Here is a 25,542-nt window from a genome sequence, read left to right on the forward strand (position 1 = left end):
ATATTGATAAGGAGCTGTTCCACCAGTTACATTAAAGGCTTGAATAGTCCCTGTAGTTATACAAGTTAATTGTTGGGTTACCTGTGATTGACCTGTTATAGGAGTAGGTTCTGTTATTGTAACGTTAATTGTGTAATCACACTCATGTGTTGGTTTAGTGTATTTTATATCAATTGTATAAGTTCCAGAAGCTAATCCAGTAAAAACATTTGAATTTTGAAAAGTAATTCCTCCATCAATACTATAAGTTATGGCATATCCATTTGAAGGTAAAGCAGAAATAGTAGCTGTTCCATTACTCAACCCATTACATGTTACGTTTGTATGAGTTTCGGTAATTGTTACTGTTGGTTCAGCTGTAACTGTTACTATATTTGATAACGAAGTACAGTTATTACTATCAACAATTATATATTGATAAGTTCCAATTTGAGTTATATCATACTCAAATATTTCGTAGGTTTGATAAGCATAGTTTCCTGATGCTACTGGGATTCCATTGTAACTATAAACAGCATAATTGTATGGAGCTAAACCACCAGATGGTGTTAAAGTTACTTGACCATTTACACAACTAATATTTTGTGTTACTGCTGCACTAACTGCTAAGTCTGATAAATCTTGTATAGTAACTTGTTCTGTATATGTACAACCATCATCTGTAGTTGCTGTTACTGTATAATTTCCAGGGTTTAAATTAGAAAATAAATGATCATTATCTGTTGAAGGCCCAAAAGTTGCTATTGTCGTTGCTCCTTGCGAAATTTGAAAATAATACTGTGGCTCTACTCCATTAGTTTGCACTCTAATACTTCCAAAACCATCATTACAAAGTTTATCTGTAACAATTACATCAACATCTAAAATTTGATTTAAGATATTAATATTTGGAAACTCAAAAAGACATCCTCCAGTTACTCCTGTTTGTTGAATGTATACAGTATAATTCCCAGCAGTTGTTATAGGAATTACATTGTTTGATGAAAAAGGACCTGTAGGAGATAAACTGAATTCGTATGTAGAAGGAATATTATTTATAGTAATTGAACCAGGTGTTGTACAAATAATATTTGACGTTACAATATCAGGATTTAATGTGTTTTGGAAAACATTGAAATAAAAATTTCTAAAACACCCATTCTGGTAGTTAAATATAACTTGATATTCACCAGCAGTAGTTACGTTAAAGTTTGGCCCAGTTCCAACAGTATTCCATGTGCAACTAGGATTTGTATTAGCACAGTTATTAATTCCAACTGGAGCACAACTTCCAGGTACTAATTGTTGCCATTGAATGCTGATAGCATTGTTTACTCCAGATTGTATTAATACAGAATCATTCAATCCACATAAAAATATTTTTGGTAACTGTGAACCATCATTTGGACAAGTTTCTACAACGTTGGCATAAGGTATTGCCGGATTTGAACTTATCGCATTATTAAAATCAACAACTGTTACGGTTTCATAAATGGATACACAAGGAGGCGGAATTGACAAAAACACAGTATAAGTTCCTGTAGCATTAACAGTTATTGTTTGTGTATTTCCAATTGTATTTCCTGAAGAATCTTGCCATAAATACGTATCGTAACCATCAGCTCCTGTTAATTCTAAAGTATTTCCACATAAAATTTCTGTTCTTGTAAAAATACAATCATCAATATTTGCTATAAAATTAGTTGTTCCTGGTGTTGGATAATTACAATTGTCATATCCATTAAAACTAGGATTATCTGTAATAACTTGACTGTTTAATTCTCCATTATAAGAAACATAAGCTTGATTAATTACTTGATTAGTACAAGCGTCTCTAAAATCCTCACAATTTAAAGGCAACTTAACCTTAATTTTTATTGTATAAGCTGGATCTCCAATTTCAACTAAATTATTTGGTATGGAAAATGTAAATTGATTTGTTGTTGGGTTAAAAACATAAGTAACTCCTGGTGGTAAAATTAAATCTCCAGGCTGTATAGTTCCGTTTGCTGGAAATATTGCGTTACTCGGTAATATATCTGTAAGGGTAAAATTCAATGCATTATCATTTCCAGTATTTTGAAAAGTTAAGGTATAAAAAATTTCTTGACCCAAACTTAAGGTTTGGCCGTTAACATTATTGCCAGAAATATCTTCAACTTGTTTAATTAATGGAATTTGTGGTTCAATAATTTCAACATCAAAAGAAGTAAAAAACACATCATATTTATCACCACTTGAAACCGCTCTCAATGTTACACCAGTCTCATTATTAGGAATTACGCTATTTCCGGGATTATTAACTCTATTTAAGTGAGCATCCCAACCAAGTGTATTTAAACTATTTGGATTTCGGGCATTAAAAAAAGCACTATTTAAAGTAATTGAAGAATTAAAATAATTAGTTGTAACTGGAGCTGCAGGTGGCGGTGTATTTGACAATGTAGTGTATCCACCTACTGAATTTGCTTTAATTCTTAATTGATCACCTGTAACTCTATTATCACCTTCTAAAGTAGATATTCCTAATTTTGCTCTTACTGGAAAAGGTGCAGGTAAAGTAGAAAACCCAGAAACAGGAATATCTAAATTTCCTGCATTTGAAGCTACTACCGCATATCCATCAAAAGTTGATATTTTTTTACCAGGTAAATTAATGTTTTCATATACAATTACTAATGTCCATCCACCTGCTACACCTCCCGGTATAGAGAAAGATCCTGAACTACTTCCATTTGTACTTACTCTAATATTCCCAACAAAATAGGTTCCGTTTGGATTAGCTAATCCAGATATTAAAGTAGTTACATCAGCAAAGCATCCATAAGGACCATGCGTTACATTTGTTTGATTAGCATCAGCAAAACCATTATATAAAACTTCATCAGCAATTACATCAACATAAGCACCACCGGGTACTCTAAATTTTACTTGATTCCAATCTGTTTCTCTTCCACTAGAGGGATCATTACCAATATTATACCTGTAAGTTGCCGACCAATATAACCCTGCATGAACAATTTTTGAACATGAAGCATCAGCAATTGTTAAGTTTGCACTACTAGAGTTAAATGTTTGTGTTGAACCATCAATATCAATAAATTGCATATTGGTTTGGTCATTATAAATAGACGAATTTCCTGTAGTATTGTATGCCGTATTTGGGTTTGGACTTCTATTAACAATATTGTTAGAAATCATGGTTAAATCTCCTCTTACTGTTGTTTGAAATCGAACATCAAAAGGGTTTTTAATTTGTGCTGAAGACGTAATTGTTCCTAATGCTAAAATTAGAATAGCAACAAATTTTTGAGATAGGGTAATTTTTCTCATAGGTTATAGTATTGGTAAAATCCACATAGTTTCGGGGTACTTATTGTTGAATTTTGTTTGATATGCTTTTTTGGCGGCTTCATAACTTTCAAAACGTTCTATGTAAACATAGTTCCATTGATTTCCAGATGTTTTAAATGATCCACTTTTGTTTAATCCTTTTTTCTTTAACTCACTTATAAATTTCGACGCTTTCTTTTTATCTTTATAAATAGTAGCAATCACATAATATCCTTTCTTAACTCCTGTATTTTTTTCTGGGAGTAGTAAATAATTAATGTTATCGTTCTCAGCATTTAATACAAACTCTTCTAGTTTTTTAACAATTGTATTGTTAGTTTCTACAATAGTCTGATTATAAATATTTTGTTTAAACCTGTCAATTTCCTCTTGTTCTAGGGTTTGGTTTTTAAGTCTTTCAGCTTCTTCTTGTTTATCAACTTTTGGCTTTTTGGCATAAGCTGAAAATTCTTCATTACTATCTAATGTTAGGGCCAAAAATATTTCGTGAGTAGCTCCTAAATTTGTAATTTCTTTACCTAATCCTCTTTCATAATTATAACCTAAAGCAATTTTTTGTGAGATATTTATTCCTAAACCACCCGAAACACCATAATAATCACTATAAGAAGCTTGTATCCAACCTGCTCTTGGAACATTGTATAAGACTCCACCAGAGTAGTCAAAGTCTTCCATAGCTATATATTTTCCTCTTCCTAAAAAGGTTAAACTACTATTTTCAAATAAATTTGAAGCATTCTCCAAAGTGTATATATACGACAAATGACTTGATATCGTTTTTTCTCCAAATTTGGTTTGCATTTCACCTAACTTAAAATTATAATCCACCAAATTATCACCATAAACACCAAAGTTAAACTTTCCGATTTGAACAGATAATCCTGGATTTAACATCAGCATACTTGTATTATCATATTGTTCCAAATACGGATCTGCTTCACCAGTTATTATTTTACCTCTGTTTAAACCCGAATTAAAAAAGACCATATTAAATCCAAAAGACAATATAGTTTCGTCATTTAAACGGACTCCTTTTGCATAATTAGCAATAGCTCCAATGCTTTTCCAGACGCCTACTTCTTGTTGATAAATACCTAAACCATAACCACTATTTTCATAATTGTTGCCAGAATAATTTACCATGTAAGTTTTTGGCGATTCACCATAATCAAACCATTGATTTCTATGATAAGCTACATATTCTGATTTATAACTATTAAATATTGATAACGTTGGGTTAACTAAATTTCTATTAAAGCGCATAAATGTCTGAGACGGCATTATAAACTCATCACTGCTATCAGTTTGAGCATTAGTCATAACACAGCTTAAGGCAAGCCCTATAATAAAAAGAAGTTTGTGTCTATTCATTCTTATTGTATTACTGATATCGTTCCTTGATATATGGTCGAATTATCGCGTATTATTTTGTAATAAAAAATTCTATTATTTTTTGAAACTGGTTCAAATGGCCAATTATTCTGATAATCATTTGATCTATAAACAATTTGCTGATTGGATGAAAATATTACAATCTCAACATTATTTTGATAAGCAAGTTCCTCTGTAATTATCCAAGTATCATTTTTCCCATCATTATTTGGAGTTATAGTATTTGGAATTATAGCACTAAAAACTTTAGGTTGAATTAAAACAGTAAAATTTCTAATAATTTCACAGCCATTAAGTTGTGCAACTAGTTGAATCGTAATTTCTTGATTAACTATAATTTCGTTAGTTGAATTTTCTAAAACACCATCGATAAACCATTCATAAGAATCTGCCCCAGAAGCAGTAATTGTTATTTCCTCACCTTCATTAATGTAAATGTCTTCATCATAATTTGTTACTAATAGATTTTCATCTATTGTTGCAACGGCTATTATATCTGAATTTAATTCACAGCCTAAAAAAGATATTTTTAAATAGTAATCACCTGCTAAGGTTGCAATAAAAGTAGTATTTGTCCCTAAAACTGTAGCATCACCATCCATAAACCATTGATAAGTAAAAATTGGATCTGTAATAGATGAAGTAATTGTAACATCAGTATTAGTACTACATAAAATACCATCTGTTGTTAAGTTTATAGTTTCGTCAATTTTTAATTTAACATCCAAAGCATTTGAAGAAACTATTTGACCGTCTGTAAATTTAGCTTCAACACGATAATTTCCATTTTCACTATAATTAGGTATTGTATAGCTAGAAGAATTAGCTCCAATTATAGCAATATTATTTTTATACCATATATAAGTTACACCAATGTTTGATGGAACTGCAACTGTCAGTAAATTTGAACTTGCTTCAAAATCTTGAACTTTGAGAATTTCTGTAATATTCTGACAACTTGAATAATCCGCATCGTGAATTATTGTTAAATTAAATGAAGTATATAGAGTAACTAACGTAGAAACATCTTTTTCAAGAATACAGCCTGTATTTTGTTTTACTAAAACTTTATAAACTCCTGTTTGAGTTATGGCTAAAGAATTACTTACTTCTCCAATAATTTCTATGTTATTTTTATACCATTTATAGGTAGGACTTATTGCATTAGTAGTACAAGTTAATGTTTTACTTTGTCCAGGCAGCAAGTTAATTTCTGCTCCTGAATCTAATGAAAGAGTAAAACTATTTTCTGTTAGAGCTAAAACATTTGAATTAATCACACAAGCCGAATTTGAAGCCACTAATGAATAACTTCCCGCTTGCGTTGCATTATATGTTGCACTAGTTGCACCACTTATTGACATATTGTTTAAATACCATTGATATGTATAACCCGAACTAGCAATCACACTTGATAATAATAAACCTGTTGAAGGGCAAATATTTGTAGCGTTGCCTTGCGAGCTAATAGTTAATGTCTCTGATGGAGCTACGTTAACTGATACAGCATTGGAGTATGAATTATAATTACATGTTCCATTTCCATAATTGACGCTAGCAAAATAACTACCTGAATCTGTAATGAGTAAACTTGGACCAGTTTGTCCAGAAATAATCACGTTATTTTTTCTCCAAACATATGTTAACTGAGAAAAATTTAGAGGACTATTCGGTCCGCTATCAATAGTTAAATTGAAAGTTGAAGTGCTACAAATTGATTGGTTAAAAACACCATTGTTTATAGTAAAAGGTTGGTTATAGACAGCGTAATTTGCTGAAAAGGCAGAACTTGAAGGACTAGTACTTACTGGAGAAGAACTTTTTACACGAATTCTATAATTTGTTCCATTAACATCTGTTGGAAAAGGAAAAGAAACATTAACAGGAGAAGTTATTGCACTAGAAGTTGTTAATACTGTAGGTGAAGAAAAACTCCCAGCGGCATTAGATAATTCTATAGTAAATAAATTTCCCGAACCTAAATTTGAAGTAGGAGAAAATGAAAAACTAAGATTGTAATTGTTAAAAGTTGTTGAAGCACATACCGCGGTAAATCCTAAAGTAGGTGTGTTTATTGTAATTTGCGCTGTGGCAATAATACAACTTATTAACAAGGCTGTTGTTAAAAAAACTTTTTTGTTCAACAAAGCTAACGGGGCAATTAACTTTTGTAACATATTGATTTCTAATTTAATATAAGTATCCGCATATTATAATCACAAATATATAAAATTTTGTTAACAACCAAGTATTTTTTATCAACATTTCTTGTTGATAACCGTTAAAATCGATTAAAATACCCTTTTCTACGGTAAAACCACACTTTTTAAACTGCGAAACCGTATCAATATAATATTATATACCAATTCAATTTTTAGCCTTGATAATTTTAGTTATTTTTGCTAAAAATATACCGAAATGTCAGAACAAAAATCATTAAATTTCATAGAACAAATTATTAATGAAGACTTAAAAAACGGTTTATCTGATGATAAATTACGTTTTCGTTTTCCTCCTGAGCCAAATGGTTATTTACATATTGGTCATGCTAGTTCTATTTGTCTTAATTTTGGATTAGGATTAGATTATAAAGCTCCTGTTAACCTACGTTTTGACGATACAAATCCTGCAAAAGAAGAGCAAGAATTTGTTGATGCCATTAAAAAAGATGTAGAATGGCTTGGTTTTCAATGGGATAAAGAGTGTTATGCATCAGATTATTTTCAACAATTATATGATTGGACAATTGAATTAATCAAAAATGGAAAAGCTTATGTCGACAGTCAATCTTCTGAAGAAATGGCTATTCAAAAAGGAACTCCAACACAATTTGGTACAGATTCTCCTTTCAGAAATCGCTCTATTGAAGAAAATTTAGATTTATTCGAACGTATGAAAAATGGTGAATTTCCAGAAGGAACTCACGTTTTACGTGCTAAAATAAGCATGAACGCAACAAATATGTTAATGCGTGATCCATTGATTTATAGAATTTTACATAAAGAACATCACAGAACTGGAAACAATTGGTGTATTTATCCAATGTATGACTGGGCTCATGGCGAAAGTGATTATATCGAACAAATTTCACATTCATTCTGTACCTTAGAATTTTTACCCCACAGAGAATTATATGACTGGTTCTTAAATCAGATTTATGATGAGAATAAAGTAAGACCAAAACAACGTGAATTCGCGAGAAGAAATTTATCACACACTGTTGTTAGTAAACGTAAATTAGCTCAATTAGTTAGTGAAAATCACGTTTCAGGTTGGGATGATCCAAGAATGTCTACGATTTCTGGAATGAGAAGACGTGGATATACTCCAAAAGCCATAACAAATTTTGCCAATGCAATCGGAATCGCAAAACGTGATAACCTTATAGATGTTTCATTATTAGAGTTTTACGTTCGTGAAGATTTAAATAAAATTGCGCCTAGAGTAATGGCCGTTTTAAATCCTGTTAAGTTGGTAATAACTAATTATCCTGAAGGAAAAGAAGAACTTTTAGAAGCTGAAAATAATCAAGAAGAAGAGGAAATGACTTATAGAGAAGTTCCTTTTTCTAAAGAATTATATATTGAAAGAGAAGATTTTCAGGAAGAAGCACATAAGAAATTTTTCCGTTTGACTTTAGGCACAGAAGTTCGTCTTAAAAATGCGTATATTATTAAAGGTGAATCGGTTATAAAAGATGCTGACGGAAATATTACTGAAATTCATTGTACTTATGATGAAGATTCTAGATCAGGAAGTGGTTCAGAAGCAAGTCAAAGAAAAGTAAAAGGAACCATTCATTGGGTTTCTACAAATCATGCTGTTGAAGCAGAAGTCAGAGTTTACGACAGGTTATTTACGCACGAAAATCCTGATGGCGATAAAGAAGTAGATTTTAAAGAATACATAAATCCAAATTCATTAGAAGTTATAACTGGTTATGTAGAACCTTCTTTAGTAAATGCAAAAGAATTAGAACATTATCAATTTCAACGTTTAGGCTATTTCTGTGTCGATAGAGATTCAACAGCAGAAAAATTAGTTTTCAATAAAACAGTTGGATTGAGAGATACTTGGGCAAAAATTAGTAATCAATAAAAGCATTTTTATATAAGAGTATGTCTGTTTTTGCGAAGGTTATAATTATAATCCATTACAAATTTTTTAATACTCTCTTTATATTTTTTTTCTAAATTGATTTTTTCTTTTTTACCATTTTTTAGAATAACAACTAAATAATATTTTTTAAGAGAGAACAACCATTTTTTTTTAAAATTGACATATATTTTTTCAATTTCTATAGTGTTATAATTATAATTATTTTTATTACTACTTATTTTTATGACACTATTATTCTCTATTTCTATTTTCATCCTTTTAATATTTATTTTAAAAGTAATATTACTTTTTACTAATATTTCATTAAAAAGATGAATTATAGAAAAGCTATCGATAATTTACTTTTTTAATAGATGAACAACAAGTTTTCTCCATTTCCATTTATTATTTGAATTTAAAAAATTTCACTAAAAATCGTATTAATCAATTGATTTATTTAAAACGATAGTTTTTATCTATTAAAAACAACCTTCATAAATCAATTTTAAGACATTTTTAAATTTGTTCTACATGCTTTATTAAGTTTGCTAATTTTCTTTCAAAAACATCTTTTATTTGAGTTTTTAACTTCAAAAACATCTTTTATCAAATTAAGATTTATTTTTTTTGAGTTTGACTCTTTTTTCAACTTTCATATAAAAAAAAAGACCACTTTTTTTCAAAAGCAGTCTTTTTGTAATTTAGAATTTCCGAATTTGTAATTTCTTAAAATCTATTTTTCATTTTCTGAATCTTCAGCTTTTTTTCTTTTTGTAGAATTTGCTCTTTTCATAGATTCACCAACTTGGTTACTTGCCGTAAAACTCGCTACCATGTTATTCAACATTTCACTTCCAGCTTGTGGCGAATTTGGTAATAAGATTAAATTACTATTTGAATCTGCACCAATTGCTTGTAAAGTATCATAATGTTGTGTCACAACAATTAAAGCAGAAGCTTCTTGCGAATTAATTCCAACTCTGTTCAATACATCTACAGATTCTACCAATCCACGTGCAATCTCTCTACGTTGGTCAGCAATACCTTGACCTTGAAGTCTTTTACTTTCTGCTTCAGCTTTTGCTTTAGCTACAATTCTAATTCTTCCTGCTTCCGCTTCATATTCTGCAGCTGTTTTTTCTCTATCAGCAGCATTAATTCTGTTCATCGCATTCTTAACTTGAATATCTGGATCAATATCAGTAATTAAAGTATTGATAATATCATATCCGTAACCTGACATTGCTCCGTTTAATTCTCTTTTTACGGCAACAGCAACATCATCTTTTCTTTCGAAAACATCATCCAGTTTTAATTTTGGAACTTCAGCACGAACTACATCAAATACATAAGACGTAATTTGATCATGTGGATATTCTAATTTATAAAATGCTTCATAAACACTTTCTTGTAATACTTTAAATTGAACTGAAACTTTAAGTTTAACGAATACGTTATCTTTAGTTTTAGTTTCAATCATTACGTCTAATTGTTGAATACGAAGATTTACTCTTCCGGCAACTCTATCAATAATAGGTAATTTTAATTGTAAACCTGAAGTACGAGTACTTGCATATTTACCAAAACGTTCAATAACTGCTGACGTTTGTTGTTTTACTGTAAAAAAGGATGAAAATAAAATCACTACAGCTAAAAAAAGGAGAATGTAAATTCCGTACATAGTTTGTTTTTTAAATGGGTTATGTTAATTATACGTTTAATGTTGTGAAAAGTTACAAAAAAAAATCCCGAAACTTTCGGGATTAACTTTTTTATAAGGTTTGTATTGCTTTTTCAATACGTTTTATACTTTCTTCTTTGCCAATCATTTCAATGATATCGAATAAATGAGGTCCTTTTAAAGCGCCAACTAAACTCAATCGTAAAGGTTGCATAACTTTCCCCATTCCAATTTCATTAGTTGTCATCCATTCTTTTAATAAAGATTCAATGTTTAAAGATGTAAAATCTGAAATGTTATTCAGCTCAACAATCACTTTATTCATTAATTCAGGAGTTTCTTCTTTCCAATTTTTCGATGCTTTTTCATCATATGAAGTTGGTGCTTCAAAGAAATAGTCTGATAAATCCCAAAGTTCATTTACGAAATTGGCTCTTTCTTTTACTAATCCAACGACTCTTGTTATATCTAAATCTGTTGAAATTCCTTTAGTTGATAATTCGACTTTAAATAATTCAGCTAATTTATCATCTTCTTTAGTAATCAAATATTGGTGATTGAACCATTTGTTTTTCTCTGGATCAAACTTCGCTCCTGCTTTGTGAATTCTATTTAAATCAAAAGCATCAACTAATTCTTCTAAGGAATATAATTCTTTATCAGTTCCGTCATTCCAACCTAATAAGGCTAAAAAGTTAAGAACTGCTTCTGGAAAAAATCCTTGTTCTCTATAACCCATCGAAGTTCCTTCAGCCGTTTTCCAAGCTAATGGAAATACTGGAAATCCTAATTTATCACCATCACGTTTGCTTAATTTTCCGTTTCCAACTGGTTTTAGAATTAAAGGTAAATGAGCAAATTCAGGTGCTTCCAAACCAAATGCTCTATACAATAAGCTGTGTAAAGGCATACTTGGTAACCATTCTTCACCACGAATTACATGCGAAGTTTCCATCAAATGGTCATCCACAATATTCGCTAAATGATAAGTTGGCATTCCATCACTTTTAAACAAAACTTTATCATCTAATAAATTCGTGTCAAACTTAATATCACCACGAATAATATCTTTTAATTCTAAAATTTCATTCACTGGAGTTTTAAAACGAATTACATAAGCATCACCATTGTCAATTCTTTTGGCAGTTTCTTCTTTAGAAATTACTAACGATGTATCTAATTTTTCACGATTGTGCCAATTGTAAATGAATGTTTTTCCTTCAGCTTCGTGTTGTTTTCTGTGAGCGTCTAATGATTCAGCTGTGTCAAAAGCGTAATATGCCCAACCATTTTCAATCAATTGATCAGCATATTCTTTATAAATGGCCTTTCTTTCGCTTTGGCGATAAGGTCCAAATTTTTCATTTTTTCCAACTGTTTCATCTGGAGAAATTCCTAACCATTCTAAGGCTTCTAAAATATATTCTTCTGCACCTTCAACAAATCTTGTTTGATCTGTATCTTCTACTCTTAAATAGAATGTTCCGTTATTTTTTTTAGCAAATAAATAATTAAATAAAGCGGTTCTTACACCACCAATATGTAATCCTCCTGTTGGACTTGGAGCAAATCGTACTCTAACTGGTTTTGACATTTCTTAATTTTTTTCTGTTTTTTTACACTGAGCTTGTCGAAGTGTGGTGCAAAGATACAATTTGAATTTAGAAGTAAGAATTTAGATTTTGTAAATCTGCCACTTATCAACATAATATCAAGTTAAAGTTTTGCTAATCACTATTTAGTTTTGACATATTACATTTTAAGTTGTATTTTTATCGGTTATTAACAGATTATAAACAATTTGGAAACAAAAGCTATTATTTTTGTGAAATTAGAAGCCTTTATCAAGAGGTTTTACACCAATGAACTAATAAAAGGAGTTATTCTTTTTATTGGACTTGGGTTACTATATTTTCTATTTACCATTTTAGTGGAATATTTCCTTTGGTTACCAACTTCAGGAAGAACGATTTTGTTCTGGTTGTTTGTAACTGTTCAAATTTTCTTATTAGTTCGTTTTATATTTTTTCCATTGTTTAAATTGTTTAAACTTCAAAAAGGAATTAATTATGAACAAGCGTCAATAATTATTGGAAATCATTTTTATGAAGTAAATGATAAGTTGACGAATTTTCTACAATTATCAAATCAGAACGAGAATTCGGAATTACTTTTAGCTTCTATAAATCAAAAAGCTGAAACCTTAAGTCCAATTCCTTTCTCTAATGCGATTAATTTTAATAAGAACAAGAAATTTTTGCCTTATGCGATAGTTCCAATTTTATTATTGGCTTTGTTTTTTGTGTCTGGAAATTCAAAAGTGATTTCACAAGGATTGGATAGAGTTGTTAATTACAATACAAAATATGTTACACCAGCTCCTTTTCAATTTTTGATTTTGAATAAAGAGTTAGTGACACAACAAAACAAAGAATTCACTTTACAGGTTAAAACAGTAGGAAATATAATTCCTGAAAATGTTTCGCTTATAATTGGTGATGAAGAATATTTATTGGAAAACACGAATCCTGGAGAGTTTCAATATAAGTTTGATAACGTTATTTCGGACGTGAACTTTAGTCTGAAAGCAAATTCGATAAATTCTAAAGATTATAATCTGAAAGTAGTTAACGTTCCTACTATCAATAATTTTGAAATGATTTTATCTTATCCAAGTTATTTAAAACGTAAATCGGAAAGTATTAAAGGAACTGGAAATGCAATTGTACCAGAAGGCACGTCAATTCGTTGGAAATTATCAACTTTTGCGACAACCGACATTGCTTTTATTTCAAATAACAGCAAATCTGTTTACTCTTCAACAAATGGTGAGTTTAATTTCTCTAAAAATATTAGTCAAAATACTGAATATCAAATAGTAACATCAAATAAAAACGTAAAAAACTTTGAAAAACTAGATTATCTAGTAAATATCGTTAAAGATCAATATCCTTTTATAGCTGCTAATAAAGCTCCTGATTCCTTAAGCCTAAAAAAGAACTTTATTATAGGGCAATTGTCAGATGATTATGGGTTGAGTAAATTACAAGTTGTCTATTATCCCAAAGGAAAACCTCAATTAGTTAAACGTGGAACACTAGCTGTAAAAAACCAAACTGTGGATCAATTTGTTTATTCTTTTCCCACAGGTTTAAATGTAGAGCAAGGAATTGTTTATGAATACTATTTTGAAGTTTTTGATAATGATGCTGTGAATAATTACAAGTCAAGTAAGTCTTCAGTTTTTTCACATAATGAATTAACGGATGATCAAAAACAAGATGAATTATTAAAAGATCAAAATGATAATATTAATAGTTTAGAAAAATCATTAAACAATCAAGACAAGCAATTAAAAGAATTAGACAAACTCCAAAAAATGAAAAAGGAGAAAGCTAATCTTGATTTTAAAGATCAAAAAAAGATTGAAGATTTCATCAAAAAACAAAAAAATCAAGATGAAATGATGAAGGTGTTTTCTAAAAAACTTTCAGAAAATCTTGAGAATTTTAATCCAAAAGAAGAAGATAAACTTAAAAAAGAACTGCTTCGTCGTTTAGATGAAAGTCAAAAACAATCCGAAAAAAATGAAAAGCTTTTAAAAGAGTTAGAAGAATTACAAAAGAAATTACAAGACGATAAACTTTTCGAGAAAGCAGATAAATTAAAAAAGGATTCCAAAAATCAAGCTAAGAATTTAGAGCAACTTGTTGAATTAACGAAACGTTTTTACGTTGAAAAAAAGGCGGAACAAATTGCTGACAAATTAAATAAGTTAGCAGAAAAAGAAGATAAGCTAGCTAATGAAAATAAAAACAATTTAGAAGAACAGAAAAAAGTAGCTGATGAATTTGAAAAAATAAAAGAAGAGTTACAACAATTGGATATAGAAAATAAGGATTTAAAAAAACCTATGGATATTCCAAATGACAAAAATGAACAAGAAGATGTTCAAGACGATTTAGAAAAATCAGAAGAAGATCTAAAAAAGAATGATAAACCAAGTGCTTCAAAATCTCAAAAATCTGCGGGTAAGAAGATGAAAGAAATGAGTCAGAAAATGAGCTCTTCGATGGAAGGTGGAGAATCACAGCAAATGGAAGAAGATGCAAAAGCATTACGTCAAATTCTAGACAATCTTTTAGCATTTTCCTATGATGAAGAAGCATTAATTCAACCGACAAAATCATCTCAATCACGATCGTTGGCTTTGAATAAAATCCTTAAAAAACAACAAGAACTTAAATTACAGTTTAAACATGTGGATGATAGTATTTTTGCTGTCTCACTTCGTAACCCAATGATTTCAGAATTTGTATTAAACGAAATAGGTGAAATACATTATAATCTAGATCAATCTTTAGAAACCTTAGCAGATAATAATGTTTCTAGAGGAGCTTCTTTACAACAATATGTTCTATCAAGTGCCAATAAATTAGCAGATTTTTTAAGCAATGTTCAGAGCGATATGAATATGCAAATGTCTGGAAAAGGCAAAGGAAAAGGCAAAGGAATGCCAAGTCCGGGGCAAGGTAATCCTGGAAAACAATTATCTGACATAATTAAAAAGCAAGAAGGTCTTTCTGAAAAAATGAAAGAAGGAATGAAACCTGGTGAAAAACCCGGAGACAATCCAGGTGATAAGCCTGGAGAAAAACCTGGTGAAGGTAAGAAAGACGGCAAAGGAAAAGGAGAAAATGGAGAAGGTGAAGGTTCAGAAGGAAACGCTGGAAAGGTATTAGAAATTCTAAGAGAGCAACAACAACTTCGAGATGCTTTACAGAAATCTTTAGAGCAACAAGGCATTAATGGAAACAATGTTCTAAACCAAATGAAAGATATAGAGAAGCAGTTAATCAATAAAGGTTTTAAAAACGAAACCTTACAAAAGATGCTTAATCTTAAACATGAATTACTAAAATTAGAGAATGCAATTCAGCAACAAGGGCAAGATGAAAAACGTAAATCGAATACAACTGATGATAAGTTTTCTAACAACGCTTCTACCCTACCAAAGGAATTGCAAGAATATATTAAAAGCATAGAGATTTTAAACAGACAAAGTTTACCTTTGCAAAAAAATTACGACCAAAAAGTCAAAGAATATTTTAAGAAGTAATGATTACATTTAACTATGAAAATGATTTCCTTTTAGAGGATGAATCAATTTATCAAGATTGGATATCACGAATTATCCTTTCAGAAAACAAAACGGAAGGCGAAATTAATTACATTTTTTGTGATGATGAATATTTAATTAATATCAATAATGAGTATTTAAATCATGATACTTATACGGATATTATTAGCTTCGATTATTCCGTTGGAGACTTAATTGAAGGTGATATTTTTGTGTCTACAGAAAGGGTTGCTGAAAATGCAATTGAGTTTAATGTACCGTTTGATAACGAAATTAAAAGAGTGTTGTCGCACGGTATTTTACACTACTGCGGTTATAAAGATAAATCAGAAAATGAAGCATCAGTAATGCGTCAAAAAGAAGATGAGAAAATTGCTTTGTTCCACGTGGAACAAGAATAATCATCTATCAATATTAATTAAATGTTTCACGTGGAACATTATAAAAATTACATAACGAAGTTCGGACTTTCTGACTTCTGATTTTTAAATTTAAGATGAGTATATTTCAAGAAAAATACGATGTGATTGTAGTTGGTGCTGGGCATGCTGGTTCTGAAGCTGCGGCCTCTGCAGCAAATTTAGGCTGCTCTACCCTTCTGGTCACAATGAATCTACAAAACATCGCACAGATGTCTTGTAATCCTGCTATGGGAGGAATTGCAAAAGGTCAAATAGTAAGAGAGATTGATGCGCTAGGTGGTTATTCTGGAATTGTGTCTGATAAAACAGCTATCCAATTCAAGATGTTGAACAAGTCAAAAGGACCTGCAATGTGGTCTCCAAGAGTTCAAAGTGATAGAATGCGTTTCGCTGAAGAATGGAGATTGATGTTGGAGAGAACTCCGAATCTTGATTTTTACCAAGAGATGGTTTCGGGTTTGTTAATCGAAAATAATAAAATTGTCGGCATCAAAACATCACTTGGTTTGGAAATTAAAGCCAAAACAGTTGTGCTAACAAATGGTACATTTCTAAATGGTTTAATCCATATTGGCGACAAACAATTTGGTGGTGGTCGTGCAGGCGAAAGTGCTTCATTTGGAATTACAGAAGACCTTGTTAAAGTAGGTTTTGAATCTGGAAGAATGAAAACAGGAACTCCTCCAAGAGTTGATGGTCGTTCTTTAGATTATTCAAAAATGACAGAACAACCTGGTGATGAAAAACCACACAAGTTTTCTTATTTGCAAAGCATAAAACCATTAACTCACCAAAGGTCTTGTTACATGACTTACACTTCTCTTGAAGTTCATGATCATCTTCGTGAGGGTTTTGATCGAAGTCCTATGTTTAATGGAAGAATAAAAAGTATAGGTCCAAGATATTGCCCGTCTATTGAAGATAAAATAAATCGTTTTGCAGATAAAGACAGACATCAATTATTTGTTGAACCAGAAGGATGGAATACAGTAGAAGTTTATGTAAATGGATTTTCTACTTCTCTTCCAGAAGATATTCAATTTAAAGCTTTGCGTTCTGTTGCGGGTTTTGAAAAAGTAAAATTTTTCAGACCTGGATATGCAATTGAATATGATTACTTCCCTCCTACACAATTAAAACACACCTTAGAAACTAAATTAGTGGAAGGTTTGTATTTTGCTGGTCAAATTAACGGAACAACAGGATACGAAGAAGCCGCTTCTCAAGGATTAATGGCCGGAATTAATGCTGCTTTAAAAGTTCAAGAACGCGATGAGTTTATACTAAAACGTAATGAAGCATATATCGGAGTTTTGATCGATGATTTAATTACTAAAGGAACAGAAGAGCCTTATCGAATGTTTACTTCTCGTGCAGAGTATAGAACACTTTTACGTCAAGACAATGCGGATTCAAGACTAACCCCTAAAGGATTTGAACTAGGTTTAGCTTCAGATGAACGTTTAATTCGTATGGAAGAAAAGTTTTCGAAGTCAGATGCAATGGTTCAGTTTTTTAGAGATACAAGCGCAAAACCTGAAGAAGCAAATCCAATTCTTGAATCTAAAGGATCGAGTTTAATGTCTCAACCAGATAAGATGTTCAAAGTTTTTTCTAGACCACAAATAGATTTAGAAGACATTGTTAAGTTTGAGAAAGTTTCAGAATATATTAATACACATGTTTTGGATGATGAAATTATTGAGCAAGCTGAAATTGATGTTAAATATTCAGGTTATATTGAAAAAGAAAGATTACATGCAGATAAACTAAATCGTTTAGAAGACGCAATAATTCCCGATAATTTTGATTTTAATAAAATAAAATCAATTTCTACTGAAGCTAAAATGAAGTTTAATAAAATTCGTCCAAAGACAATTGCACAAGCTTCTAGAATTAGCGGAGTTTCACCAAGTGATATTTCTGTATTATTAATTTATATGGGACGTTAAAAAGTGCTTATTGTTCAGTCTTTAGTAAGCAGTTCTAACTGAATACTAAAGACTGAACACTGAATACTAAAAATTGTTTCACGTGAAACATACTTTGTTAACTCCTACATTTACTACCTTTGTTTAAGTTTTATTTTAAAATATGAATTTCTCACCCAACAATGTTTTTATAAAAGTTAAAGATCATTCTGTTTCAAAAGAATCATTTGATTTACTTTTAGACGAAGAGTTACAGTTGTTAAAAACTTCTCCTCAACCCTCTTTAGATAAACTTCCCTCCTATTACGAAAGTGAAGATTATATTTCTCATACAGACTCAAAACGAACTTTGTTTGAAAAATTATATCATTTAGTAAAAACAAATGCTTTAAAAAATAAAGTTGCATTAATCACTAGTGAAAATCCTCAAAAAGGAAATTTATTAGATATTGGTGCAGGAACTGGAGATTTTTTAAGTCACGCTAAAAAAGCTGGTTTCAACTGTATCGGAATTGAACCAAACGAAAAAGCAAAAAATATTTCTATTTCAAAAGGAGTTAGTTTTACGAATACTTTAGAAGAATTAGAAAACAATTCATTTGATGTAATTACAATGTGGCATGTTTTAGAACATGTTCCAGATTTAGAAAATCAAATCAAAACTTTAAAAAAATTATTAAAACCAAACGGGACAATTATTATTGCAGTTCCAAATTATAAATCTTTTGATGCTAAACATTATAAATCATTTTGGGCTGCTTATGATGTGCCAAGACATTTATGGCATTTTTCAAAAGTCAGTATTCAAAAATTATTTAGCAAAGAAGATTTACAATTAAATAAAGTTAAACCAATGTGGTTTGATAGTTTTTATGTTTGCCTTTTGTCAGAAAAATACAAAACTGGGAAAATGAATTTCGTTAAAGGGTTTTTCTACGGATTTGTATCAAATTGCTCTGGAATCTTCAAAAAGGAGTTTTCATCTCACATTTATGTGATAAAAAACATTTAGAACAGTATTTTAAACCGTTTTAAGAGCTTTTTTATAATTACACATGCATTTTATCACCTAGAGTAAGAAGATGTTTTAAAGATAAATTAAATACATTGTTTTTTATAAGCATTACCTATTTTAAAAAGAAAGAGTATAGTTATTTCTTATGCCTTAAAAATTAACTCTTGCATTACTATTTTCAATTGTTTACTTTTACCAAAATTTAGAAATAACGAATATGAAAAAATTATTATTTATTGCACTAGGATTTGCAATATTGTCTTGTAATAAACAAGAAGGACCTTCTGGTCTAAAAACAGCATATGTTGATACTGAAAAGTTAATGAAGGAACATCAACAAGCTATTGACATTGAAAATAAATACAAAGTAAAATCTGAAGAAATGGGACGTGAGCTTGATACAGAAGCAAAACAATTTCAATCAGATTATGAAAATGCTTTAAGACAAGCGCAAGCAAAAGGACCACAATGGGCTCAACAGAAAGCAGCAGAATTACAGCAAAGAGAACAACAATTGAATATTAAGCAACAATCAATGTATCAAGAAATTCAAACAGCAAGTAACGCTGAATTAGATTCTCTTGTAAAAGAAATTAAACTTTACATTAAAGATTACGGAAAAAAGAATAACTACGACTATGTATATGGTACTGGTTTAACTTCTCCTAGTATTTTATATGCTAAAGATTCTTATGATATTACAGATGAGATACTTAAAACTCTTAATGATAAATATAAACCAACTGAAGCCACTAAACCATTTGAAAAAGAAGAAGTTAAAAAATAATTTCTTTTAAAATCATTTAAAACCTCATTATTTTTTTAATGGGGTTTTTTATTTGTGTTTTTTTTATACTTTTATGGTGTTAAATATAAGCCAATGAATTCATTATCAGCCGTTGCAAGTTATACCTTGAAGTTTATTAATCAGACTAATAAATCTGTTTTTCTTACAGGAAAAGCAGGAACAGGTAAGACTACTCTACTCAAAGAAATTATTAAATCAACACACAAAAACACTGCTGTTGTTGCTCCTACTGGAATTGCTGCCTTAAATGCTGGTGGTGTAACTATTCATTCTCTTTTTCAATTACCGTTTGGCGGATTTATTCCAGATACAATTGCCCCGCATTTTAAAGACGCTGTTAAATTTGAGTCAAAAAGTACTCTTTCTCGTCATTTTAAAATGAGTGCTGTCAAACGAAATGTAATTCGAAACATTGAATTATTAGTTATTGATGAAGTAAGTATGCTTCGTGCAGATTTACTTGATGCAATCGATTTCATGATGCAATCTGTTAGAAGAAATAAACTTCCTTTTGGAGGTGCACAAGTTTTATTTATAGGAGATTTACTACAGTTGCCTCCAATTGTTAAACCAGAAGAATGGGATATCTTACGAAAATACTATCAAGGTAAGTTTTTCTTTCATTCTCACGTTGTGCAGCAAAATCCACCTTTATACATTGAATTAGATAAAATTTATCGTCAAACTGACAGTGAATTTATAGAAGTGCTTAATAATTTACGCAATAATACTATAACTAAAGATGACTTAAGTATTCTAAATCAATTTGTTAACCCTAATTTTGATTTAAAGAAGAATGAAGGTTTTATTACACTTACAACACACAATAGAAAGGCAGATTCAATAAATAATGAAGCTTTAAATGAATTAGAAGGCAAATCTTTCACTTATAAAGCTCAAGTTATAGATGATTTTCCAGATAAAATTTATCCTGTTGAAGATAATTTAGAATTAAAGGTTGGAGCTCAAATTATGTTTATTAAAAACGATCTTTCCTTTGAGAAAAATTATTTTAACGGCAAAATGGGAACAATTAAGTATTTGTCTAAAGATGAGATAACTGTTGAGTTTCCAGAAGAGAAAAAAACAATCGAAGTTGAACGATATGAATGGCAAAACATAAGGTATAAAGTCAATGAAACTACTAAAGAAATTCAGGAAGAAGTGCTTGGTACATTTACTCATTATCCCATAAAATTAGCATGGGCAATAACGGTTCATAAAAGCCAAGGATTAACGTTTGATAAAGCCGCACTTGATGTTTCAAGGGTTTTTCAACCTGGTCAAGCCTATGTTGCATTATCTCGTTTAAGATCTTTAAAAGGATTGGTTTTACTTGCACCAATTCAGATGAATGGACTTTCTAATGATAGTGATGTTATGCTTTACGCTGAACAAAAAGCTTCTGATGAATACATTCAAAAATCATTAGAACAAGAAACAAAAAACTATTTATTTAACTATTTAAAAGCGACGTTTGATTGGCAAGACTTAGCACAAGAATGGAGAAATCACAGATTTAGTTATAAAGAAGAAGCACCAAAATCACCAAAAGCTAAATATGCTAAATGGGCTGAAAACCAATCGAATAAATTTGATAATCTGGTTGTTCCTGCTCAAAATTTTATTAAGCAATTAAACAATATTTTTTCTAAAGAACCCTTTGAGGTTCAATACATTAATGAAAGGTTTCAAGCAGCGTACAACTATTTTTATAAAGATTTAGATAATTTTGTGTATGAATTATTACTTAAAATAGATGAAATAAAACGCATAAAAAAAGTTAAAACATTTTATGATGAATTAAATGATCTAGAAGATTCTCAAACTAAAACAATGCAACGTTTTATGAAAGCCAAATTGTTAATTGAAATGGTTGCATCAGGAAAAGAAATTTCGAAAGAAAATCTTATTTCTGAAGAAATACTTTCTTACAAAGCTATTAAACTTAAGAAAATCAAAGATTTCAACACTGTAAAACCAGGTGTTTTTGATGTTGATCCAGATGTTTCTTATTATGAACCAAAGGTTAAAAAACCAAAAGAAAGTAAAAAACCCACTATTGAAATCACTTTAGACTTTTGGAAAGAAAACCACACTATCAAAGAGATTTCTACCATTCGTAAGTTAACGGAAACTACAATTAGCAGTCATTTAGCAAAGTTAATTCAACAAGATTATATTGCCATTGAAGATGTTCTTTCAGCTGAAAAAATTAAACAATTACAAGTTTTGTTTAAATATTTTAAAGGAGAAAGTTTATCTGAACTAAAAGAAACCATTGGTGATAAGTTCTCCTGGGAAGAACTTAAGTTATACAAAGCAAGTTTGAAAGAAACACTTTAGTTTTATGTCCTTTATTGACTGAAAATCAATACTATCTATTTTTTATGAATTAAACGGGTCAATTTAATTGATAAATCAGTTAATATGATTTTACCGTTTCCATTTCGTTCAATATGGTAAATTGCCTCTGAAATTTCTTTAAAAATGTCATTTATATTACCGCCATTTACGAAAGGAGCAAATTTTTTCAACTCAAAACCGTCTAATCCTTCATCTAAATAGACCAAATCATCAGCTGTATAGTTCTGTAACATAGCTTGTCTAAAAAACTCAATACAATAATGTAAAAACTGCTTCTGAACTTCTCTTCCGTAGCTTGCCACTTCTTCGCTCCAACTTATTAAATCTAGAATAGAAGAAGCATTTCCTTTTGCTTTAAATGCAGATCTAACCCATTTGACGAACCATTCTTCAAATAACTTATCATCTTTTTCATTATTGGCTAATTTTAAGGCTTTATTGATGTCTCCTTGTGCTAAATGTGCATATTTCTTTGCAAGCGTTTCGGAAACGCCTTTTGTTTTTAATAAACCTTCAATTTCTTGTTGTTCAGGCTTTTTAAATTCAATGATTTGGCAACGAGAAGTTATAGTTGAGATGATTTCTTCAACATTTTCGGTAATCAATAAGAAGATTGTTTTTTGTGGCGGTTCTTCTAAAATTTTAAGAATTTTGTTAGAAGTGGCTGTATTCATCTTATCAGCCATCCAAATTATCATAATTTTATAACCACCTTCATACGACTTTAAAGAAAGCTTTTTTACAATCTCTAAAGCCTCATCTACTCCTATTTGTCCTTGTTTTTTTTCTACACCTAAATGTGTATACCAATCCTGAAGACTTCCAAAAGGTTGTTGATTAACAAATTCTTTCCATTCTTTTAGAAAATTATCACTGACAGGATGACTTTTTACGTTTTCAGTTGTAGTGACCGGGAATGCATAGTGAATGTCAGGATGAGACAGTTGGATGACCTTGTTTTGACACTTTTCACAATCAAAGTTTTCAACATTTTTACCATTACACAGTATATATTTTGCATAAGATATAGCAATTTGCAACAAACCAATGCCTTCAGGCCCAACAAATAGCTGTGCGTGCGCAAGTCTACTACCATCAACACTTGATGTTAAATAATCTACCGTTTTTTTATTTCCAATTACATTTTTAAACATTGTATAAGTGCTAAATTTTATATCTTGTTAATAACACAATAAAAATTGTTAATAAGTCGTTGTCTGTTGTTGATAAACCAAACACTATTCTTAATAGTTTAGTAAAAGATTTAAAAACATCTCTTTTATCATCATTTCGGAAGCATTTACTAACAAAAAAAGTAAATGTACACAAAAATAGTTGTTAATGAATCTTTAGTATAATAATTGTAAAACTAAGTATTATGTTAAGCAAAATTTCAAAATTAGGGTTAATGGTTGCAATTCTTTTTGCAACATCTTTTTCTTATGGTCAATTACCCGTTCCATTTAAAGTTAGATATCAATCTTACGTTAAAGGAGATATGACCGTGATTGCAAATAATATTGTGAACAGAAAAGATTATGGAAATAATCCAAATATGCCATACATGAATGCAACTAAAACAGCCAAACTTAATGATGAGTTTGAAATGTTTTATATTGATATTGATAGTGACATGTCTACTTTTAGTTCTAGTGCTGCAACATTATATCTTGAAAATGAAGAAAACAAAAAAATAGTTTACGCTGGTTTATACTGGTCTGCTACTTATAAATACAATAGCGGAATCAAAAAGAAACGCAACAAATTTAAGGCATTTGATAAAAACAGAGAAGAGTTTGATCAAATTAAATTAAAACTTCCTGGAGAATCTAAATATGTAGATATAAAAGGAAATATAATTTTTGATGGTTTAGACCAAAAAGGATTTGATGAAAGTGCTCCTTATGCAGTTTATGCCGATATTACTGATTTAGTTAAAGAATTAGGAAGTCCTACAGGTGAATATACAGTGGCAAACATTAAAGCAACTCAAGGAGTTATTGAAGGTGGTGTTTCTGGTGGATGGACAATGTTTTTTGTTTATGAAGATGATAATGAAACGGCAAAATTTATAACTTCATATGACGGGTTTGCTGGTGTAACAGATAAAGACACAGAAATCTTATTTACTGGATTTAAAACTTTACCTGAAGGAAATGTATTTGCTAAATTAGCTTGTGCTGGTTTAGAAGGAGATAATAACTTGGCTGGTGATCAATTGCAAATAAAATCTCAACTAAGTGAAATTTTTACATTATTGAGTAGTCCGTTAAAATTAGAAAATAATTTTTTCAACAGTAACATTATTATAAACGACCAATATTTTACCGACAGAAATCCAAACAGTAAAAATACTTTAGGATATGATACAAGTTTAATTACAATTGGTAATCCTAATAACTCTGTAATTCAAAATAATACAGATAATGTAACCTTAAAGCTTAAAACAGTAGGTGATAGATACTTTATGTTCTTTAATGCTTTCAATGTAGAGGTTCAAGATGTTGAAAAAGAACCAGATATGATTGTTTTAAATGACACTAACGAAACAGTAGTGCCTGAAACAATTCCTACTATAAGTGAAGCTGTTATTACAGATGTTACTGATACTACAAAGCCTACAACAACTATAGTTAAAAACGAAATAAAGTCAGAGCCTAAAATACCAACAAAAGAGGTTATTGTTGCTGAAACAGCTAAAGCAGAAGTTAAAGTAATAGAACCAATCAAAAAAGAAACAATAATTGTTGCTAAAGTTGATAACAGTCCAAAAGATAACACTAATAATGTTGTTTTAGCTCCAAAAAAAGAAGTTGTAGTTAGTCACCCAAAAGTTAAGACCGAGAACAATGAAGTTGTTGCATCAAACACAACAAGGATTGACCCAGTTATGATTAGCGAGAAATTGAGTCAAGTAGCACAAAGTCAACATGGACAAAAACAAAAAATTACTGCAATTCCGGGACCAATGGTTGAGATTTACAATCAACAACGTGGATTTTATGTAATTGCAAATGTCTTTGCTGTTCATAGAAATGCGACTCGTTTTGTTGCAAAATTAAGAAGCCTAGGTATTGATGCAAATTTCTTTATCAACCCAAAAAATAATTACAGATATGTTTTTGTAAGTAAAAATGATTCTTGGACAAGTGCGCTAAATTTATATTATTCAAATGTAAACGGAAAGTATTATGGAGATACATGGATAATGTTAGTAAATACAAGTCCAGATCAATTAGTAAGTAATGAACAGAATATAGATTATAATGACCCTTTTTGTCCCCAACAAAAAATGGTTGCCACGAGATCAAAAGAAGACGAGCTCGTGTAAACGTTAAATTAGTATTAAAAAAAG

14 protein-coding genes and 1 pseudogene are annotated in these 25,542 nt (G+C 30.2%); 8 read left to right on the plus strand and 7 right to left on the minus strand.

What is annotated here, in order from left to right; translation table 11 throughout:
• The 3 genes and pseudogenes from G507_RS0108430 to G507_RS16635 form a co-directional block, all read right to left on the minus strand.
• Positions 1–3,312, minus strand: a pseudogene (locus tag G507_RS0108430) (DUF11 domain-containing protein); the annotation flags it as partial.
• Positions 3,313–3,315: 3 nt separating this feature from the next.
• Entirely contained in the window at positions 3,316–4,704 is a 1,389-nt protein-coding gene (locus G507_RS0108435; protein WP_084518955.1) for a PorP/SprF family type IX secretion system membrane protein, read from the minus strand.
• Between the two features lie 2 nt (positions 4,705–4,706).
• Positions 4,707–6,902, minus strand: coding sequence for a T9SS type B sorting domain-containing protein (locus G507_RS16635; RefSeq protein WP_035665891.1), 2,196 nt, complete (start codon positions 6,900–6,902; stop codon positions 4,707–4,709).
• Positions 6,903–7,143: 241 nt separating this feature from the next.
• Here G507_RS16635 and G507_RS0108450 point away from each other — a divergent pair, with 241 nt between their 5' ends.
• Entirely contained in the window at positions 7,144–8,823 is a 1,680-nt protein-coding gene (locus G507_RS0108450; RefSeq protein WP_026717094.1) for a glutamine--tRNA ligase/YqeY domain fusion protein, read from the plus strand.
• Between the two features lie 8 nt (positions 8,824–8,831).
• Here G507_RS0108450 and G507_RS0108455 read toward each other — a convergent pair whose 3' ends face one another.
• The 3 genes from G507_RS0108455 to gltX form a co-directional block, all read right to left on the minus strand.
• The gene (locus tag G507_RS0108455; protein ID WP_026717095.1) at positions 8,832–9,098 is read right to left on the minus strand and encodes a hypothetical protein; all 267 of its coding nucleotides are present in this window, start codon (positions 9,096–9,098) and stop codon (positions 8,832–8,834) included.
• A 458-nt stretch (positions 9,099–9,556) separates the two neighbouring features.
• On the minus strand, positions 9,557–10,504 hold the full coding sequence (locus tag G507_RS16640) for an SPFH domain-containing protein (protein WP_035665894.1): 948 nt from the start codon (positions 10,502–10,504) through the stop codon (positions 9,557–9,559).
• A 91-nt stretch (positions 10,505–10,595) separates the two neighbouring features.
• Positions 10,596–12,098, minus strand: a complete 1,503-nt coding sequence (gene gltX / locus G507_RS0108470) for a glutamate--tRNA ligase (RefSeq protein ID WP_026717096.1) — start codon at positions 12,096–12,098, stop codon at positions 10,596–10,598.
• Positions 12,099–12,305: 207 nt separating this feature from the next.
• Here gltX and G507_RS0108475 point away from each other — a divergent pair, with 207 nt between their 5' ends.
• The 6 genes from G507_RS0108475 (at position 12,306) to G507_RS0108500 (ending at position 22,166) form a co-directional block, all read left to right on the plus strand.
• Complete coding sequence (locus tag G507_RS0108475; RefSeq protein ID WP_026717097.1) at positions 12,306–15,623, plus strand: glutamyl-tRNA synthetase; 3,318 nt, start codon at positions 12,306–12,308, stop codon at positions 15,621–15,623.
• Positions 15,623–16,045, plus strand: a complete 423-nt coding sequence (gene ybeY / locus G507_RS0108480; protein ID WP_026717098.1) for an rRNA maturation RNase YbeY — start codon at positions 15,623–15,625, stop codon at positions 16,043–16,045. The genes G507_RS0108475 and ybeY overlap by 1 nt, the downstream gene beginning before the upstream one ends.
• A 101-nt stretch (positions 16,046–16,146) precedes the next feature.
• A complete protein-coding gene (gene mnmG / locus G507_RS0108485) occupies positions 16,147–18,018 on the plus strand; it encodes a tRNA uridine-5-carboxymethylaminomethyl(34) synthesis enzyme MnmG (protein WP_026717099.1) in 1,872 nt (623 codons plus the stop codon).
• A gap of 142 nt (positions 18,019–18,160) precedes the next feature.
• Entirely contained in the window at positions 18,161–19,009 is an 849-nt protein-coding gene (locus tag G507_RS0108490; protein WP_026717100.1) for a class I SAM-dependent methyltransferase, read from the plus strand.
• A 220-nt stretch (positions 19,010–19,229) separates the two neighbouring features.
• The gene (locus G507_RS0108495; protein WP_026717101.1) at positions 19,230–19,799 is read left to right on the plus strand and encodes an OmpH/Skp family outer membrane protein; all 570 of its coding nucleotides are present in this window, start codon (positions 19,230–19,232) and stop codon (positions 19,797–19,799) included.
• 93 nt (positions 19,800–19,892) lie between these two features.
• Entirely contained in the window at positions 19,893–22,166 is a 2,274-nt protein-coding gene (locus tag G507_RS0108500) for a helix-turn-helix domain-containing protein (RefSeq protein WP_026717102.1), read from the plus strand.
• A 35-nt stretch (positions 22,167–22,201) separates the two neighbouring features.
• Here the strand turns inward: G507_RS0108500 and G507_RS0108505 are convergent, their stop codons facing one another.
• Positions 22,202–23,341 (minus strand): DNA polymerase III subunit, encoded by a 1,140-nt coding sequence (locus tag G507_RS0108505; protein ID WP_035665898.1) that lies wholly within the window; start codon positions 23,339–23,341, stop codon positions 22,202–22,204.
• 224 nt (positions 23,342–23,565) lie between these two features.
• Here G507_RS0108505 and G507_RS17325 point away from each other — a divergent pair, with 224 nt between their 5' ends.
• Entirely contained in the window at positions 23,566–25,518 is a 1,953-nt protein-coding gene (locus tag G507_RS17325; protein WP_051191549.1) for a hypothetical protein, read from the plus strand.
• Positions 25,519–25,542: the final 24 nt, after the last annotated feature.

It is taken from the genome of Flavobacterium gelidilacus DSM 15343 (genome assembly GCF_000422685.1).
GTDB lineage: Bacteria > Bacteroidota > Bacteroidia > Flavobacteriales > Flavobacteriaceae > Flavobacterium > Flavobacterium gelidilacus.

Bases quoted from the DNA above. Each gene is read 5' to 3' on its own strand.
- G507_RS0108450 (WP_026717094.1), top strand. From the start codon at position 7,144: ATGTCAGAACAAAAATCATTAAATTTCATAGAACAAATTATTAATGAA.
- G507_RS0108495 (WP_026717101.1), top strand. From the start codon at position 19,230: ATGAAAAAATTATTATTTATTGCACTAGGATTTGCAATATTGTCTTGT.
- G507_RS16635 (WP_035665891.1), bottom strand. From the start codon at position 6,902: ATGTTACAAAAGTTAATTGCCCCGTTAGCTTTGTTGAACAAAAAAGTT.
- G507_RS0108455 (WP_026717095.1), bottom strand. From the start codon at position 9,098: ATGAAAATAGAAATAGAGAATAATAGTGTCATAAAAATAAGTAGTAAT.
- G507_RS17325 (WP_051191549.1), top strand. From the start codon at position 23,566: ATGTTAAGCAAAATTTCAAAATTAGGGTTAATGGTTGCAATTCTTTTT.
- ybeY (WP_026717098.1), top strand. From the start codon at position 15,623: ATGATTACATTTAACTATGAAAATGATTTCCTTTTAGAGGATGAATCA.
- G507_RS0108435 (WP_084518955.1), bottom strand. From the start codon at position 4,704: ATGAATAGACACAAACTTCTTTTTATTATAGGGCTTGCCTTAAGCTGT.
- G507_RS16640 (WP_035665894.1), bottom strand. From the start codon at position 10,504: ATGTACGGAATTTACATTCTCCTTTTTTTAGCTGTAGTGATTTTATTT.
- G507_RS0108490 (WP_026717100.1), top strand. From the start codon at position 18,161: ATGAATTTCTCACCCAACAATGTTTTTATAAAAGTTAAAGATCATTCT.
- G507_RS0108505 (WP_035665898.1), bottom strand. From the start codon at position 23,341: ATGTTTAAAAATGTAATTGGAAATAAAAAAACGGTAGATTATTTAACA.
- gltX (WP_026717096.1), bottom strand. From the start codon at position 12,098: ATGTCAAAACCAGTTAGAGTACGATTTGCTCCAAGTCCAACAGGAGGA.
- G507_RS0108500 (WP_026717102.1), top strand. From the start codon at position 19,893: ATGAATTCATTATCAGCCGTTGCAAGTTATACCTTGAAGTTTATTAAT.